This window comes from Sulfurimonas sp. (assembly GCF_014859695.1).
Taxonomy (GTDB): Bacteria; Campylobacterota; Campylobacteria; order Campylobacterales; family Sulfurimonadaceae; genus Sulfurimonas.
Map to the genome: position 1 here is coordinate 1 of NZ_JACUTS010000130.1, position 3,504 is coordinate 3,504.

3 protein-coding genes are annotated in these 3,504 nt (G+C 32.7%); all 3 read left to right on the plus strand.

The window, feature by feature from the left end; all coding sequences use genetic code 11:
• Positions 1-193: 193 nt before the first annotated feature.
• Positions 194-511: a hypothetical protein gene (locus IBX42_RS11755; protein ID WP_294933121.1), complete on the plus strand. Its 318-nt coding sequence runs from the start codon at positions 194-196 to the stop codon at positions 509-511.
• On the plus strand, positions 501-797 hold the full coding sequence (locus tag IBX42_RS11760) for a type II toxin-antitoxin system RelE/ParE family toxin (RefSeq protein WP_294933122.1): 297 nt from the start codon (positions 501-503) through the stop codon (positions 795-797). Before IBX42_RS11755 ends, IBX42_RS11760 begins: the two co-directional genes overlap by 11 nt.
• A gap of 14 nt (positions 798-811) precedes the next feature.
• On the plus strand, positions 812-3,504 hold a 2,693-nt coding region (locus tag IBX42_RS11765; protein ID WP_294933123.1), incomplete at its 3' end, for an N-6 DNA methylase.

Here is a 3,504-nt window from a genome sequence, read left to right on the forward strand (position 1 = left end):
TTGTACGTCAAAACCCGGGAAACAGAGAGCTAAAAATTACCATAATCTCAAAACTCCAAAATGTCGTAATCGACTCTGCTATAAGGGTGGATAACAAACTTATAGCTGCACTTGAAGGCAATGAGTTTGTAGACATTTTGAGTTAAAGTCTTGTATAATAGGCAAAATAATATGTAAAATAAAGGGAGTAATTATGGTTGCTTACAATGCTAACGAACTCTTTAGTGCGACGGAAGTTGCAAAAAACTTTGCGACAATCACATCTAAGTTGTATAAAAGAGAGTTGGAAAAAATCGGAATTTTAAAAAACAATAAGCTAGATTTTATACTATTAAAAAGTGAAGATTTTGAAAAAATCATCGAAAAAGAGGTTCAAAAAGCACTCTTTGAAGAAGATAGAAAATTTGTAGCCGCACAAGTAGAAAAGATAAAAAGTGGCACAGCTAAATTTTACTCTACCGATGAAGCAGAGGCTAAGCTTGGTACGGTGATAAAAGCGTATGAACATTAGATTTGAAGAGAGTTTCATTAACTCTTTGGCTCTAAAGCTAGAATATATAGCAAAAGACAACCCTCGCGCAGCTAGAAAATTTAAAAACGAATTGTTTGCATCGTGCAAAGATATTTCAGATATGCCATATAAGTATAGAAAATCAATTTATCATGATGATGAAAAGATTAGAGACTTAGTATTTAAAGGCTATACCGTTGTTTATATGATTGAAGATGAAACAATCTCTATTTTTACACTTATTCATCATGAAAAATATAGTTATACACAAGTAGAAAAAATCTAAAATAAGGTTGGCATGTGGGACTCAAACCAAAGATAATCAAACCTAGCGATTTTATAAATCCGCTTTTATCGAAAAAAAGCGTAGAGCAAGAGAAGTTTGAGAAGTTTCAAAACAGCCTAAATGAACTTTTAAAAGTAAATAAAATAGAGAGTGAAGAGCATCAGAAAAATGCTGTTAGAGATTTTTTGGTTCACTCTTTTGGTTATGAGATAAACACAAAAGCCAGAATCGATTGGGCAATTTTTAAAAATGCCAAAGTTGAAGTGCTCATAGAAGCCAAACGACTTGATAATCTAACTGAAATGCTCACTAAAGATGAGTTAAATCGCAAGGCATTTCATGAAGCAATCCTCTATTTTATGCAAGAGCGAGCTGATGGAAATATCAATCTAAAGCATATTATTATCTTAACTGCTTTTAGTTGGTTTATTTTTGATGCTAAAGATTTTGACAGACTTTTTTGGCAAAACAAACAGATAAACAAGATTTATACAAACTATAAAAACCCATCTTTATTGGGTGATAAAACAAAAGATTTTTATGAAAATATAGCAAAAGAGCTGCAAAAGCTACAAGCAAATTTGATTGATGATCTAGAGATAGAGTGTGCTTATTTCAACCTGCAAGAGCCACAAAAAAGAAAAGATTTATTAGCTATTTATAAGCTTTTAAGTCCCGATGCACTTTTAAAAGAGTTCAACCCAAACGATGCAAACAGCCTTAACCGTGAGTTTTATAATGAGCTTTTATATATTTTAGGACTCGAAGAGACGAAGCAGGGCTCTAAAAAAATAATATCAAAAGCGACCAATTCACAGTCGGGTTCTTTATATGAAAATATCTCAAACAAACTAGTACAATATGGAAAATTTAACGATTTTGAAACCATTATCAAGCTTATTATTATCTGGATAAACCGCATCCTTTTTCTTAAACTTCTTGAGTCTCAAATCGTCTCTTGGAACAAAAACAAAGAGTTTAAATTTTTGAACTCTTCTAAAATAGATGATTATGATAAACTTGAAATGCTTTTTTTTGAGATACTTGCAAAGCGACCACAAAACAGAATACACAGAGAATTTGACTACGTTCCCTACTTAAACAGTTCCCTTTTTGAAATACATGCCAATGAAGACAAATACTTGAAAATTTCTAATTTAGAAGGTGATGCAAAGATAAACTACTACTCAAAAACCGTCTTAAAAGATGAAAAAAAATCAAAAAAAAGCGGACAAACTTCAACTCTCGCTTATCTCTTTGAGTTTTTAGATGCGTATGATTTTGGAAGTACAAGCGATGAAATTGCCAATGAGTCAAAATCGCTTATAAACGCTTCTGTTTTGGGGCTAATCTTTGAGAAGATAAACGGCTATAAAGACGGAAGTTTTTACACGCCTAGTTTTATCACGATGTACATGGCAAGGGAGTCTTTACGAAAAAGCATATTAGAGAAGTTTAACACCGCATTTTCGATTGAAGCCAAAAATTTTGAAGAGCTTAGAAACTACTGTGACAAGCACAGCTACAAAAGTGAATTTATTGAAAAAGCAAACAAGATTATCGACTCTTTAACTATTTGTGACCCAGCGGTAGGGAGTGGGCACTTTTTAGTTTCTGCTTTAAATGAGATTATTTACATCAAATATCAGTTAGGACTTTTTAATCTGCGAGGCTTAAAAATAGAGCTTATAAATGATGAACTGCTTGTAAAACTAGAAGATGAGTGGTTTGAATACACAAAGCCAAAAGATTTCCAGAGTCCAAACCACACGGTGCAAAAGATGCTTTTTCTTGAGAAGCAGCGCATCATAGAAAACCAGCTCTTCGGCGTTGATATAAACCCTAACAGCTCACAAATCACAAAGCTCCGCCTTTGGATAGAGCTTCTAAAAAACAGCTACTATGATGCAAACTATGAGCTTATAACACTCCCAAATATCGACATAAACATCAAAACAGGCAACTCGCTCATAAGCAGGTTTGACCTCAAAGATGAGATAAAGATAAACAACATCAAGCATGAGATAAAAAACTACAAAGAGAGAGTGAGAGAGTATAAAGAGAACTTAGGAACAAAAAAAGATGTTTTAGAGTCCATTGAGAGTCTGAAAAACAAGTTTAGGTTGACACTAAAAGCGGAATCAAAAGCCATTAGAGAGCGTAATATAAAATTAAAAGAGTATGTAGAAACATACAAGCATGAAAATTTACCTGATGAGCTTATTCTTGTTGCCATTAAAAGTAACTATAATTTAAAACCAACACTTTTTGATGAAAAACCTGATAGTAAAAAGCAAAAGATAGTATTTGAAGACCTTACAAAACTACAAAAAAAGATAGACGAAATAGAAAAAGGCAAGATTTACGAAGATGCCTTTGAGTGGCGGTTTGAGTTTCCTGAAGTGCTGGATGAAGAGGGCAATTTTGTAGGGTTTGATATAGTGATTGGCAATCCTCCGTATGGTGCAGAGTTGTCAAATGAAGATAAAGATTTATTTAAGACAATTTATCAAAATGTCCATATGAGAACACCTGACACATTTAACTATTTTATTTCAAAATCAATGAGCGTTATAAAAGATTTTGGAAGATTGTCTTTTATTGTTCCAAATAACCTTCTGTTTCAAAATGAATTTGAAAAAACAAGAGAGTTGTATAATGTCCCCACAAAAACAAACCACTTAATACAACATTCTTATTGCATAAG

Excerpts from the sequence above, each read along its gene's own strand:
- IBX42_RS11755 (WP_294933121.1), top strand. The coding sequence starts at position 194 with ATGGTTGCTTACAATGCTAACGAACTCTTTAGTGCGACGGAAGTTGCA.
- IBX42_RS11760 (WP_294933122.1), top strand. The coding sequence starts at position 501 with ATGAACATTAGATTTGAAGAGAGTTTCATTAACTCTTTGGCTCTAAAG.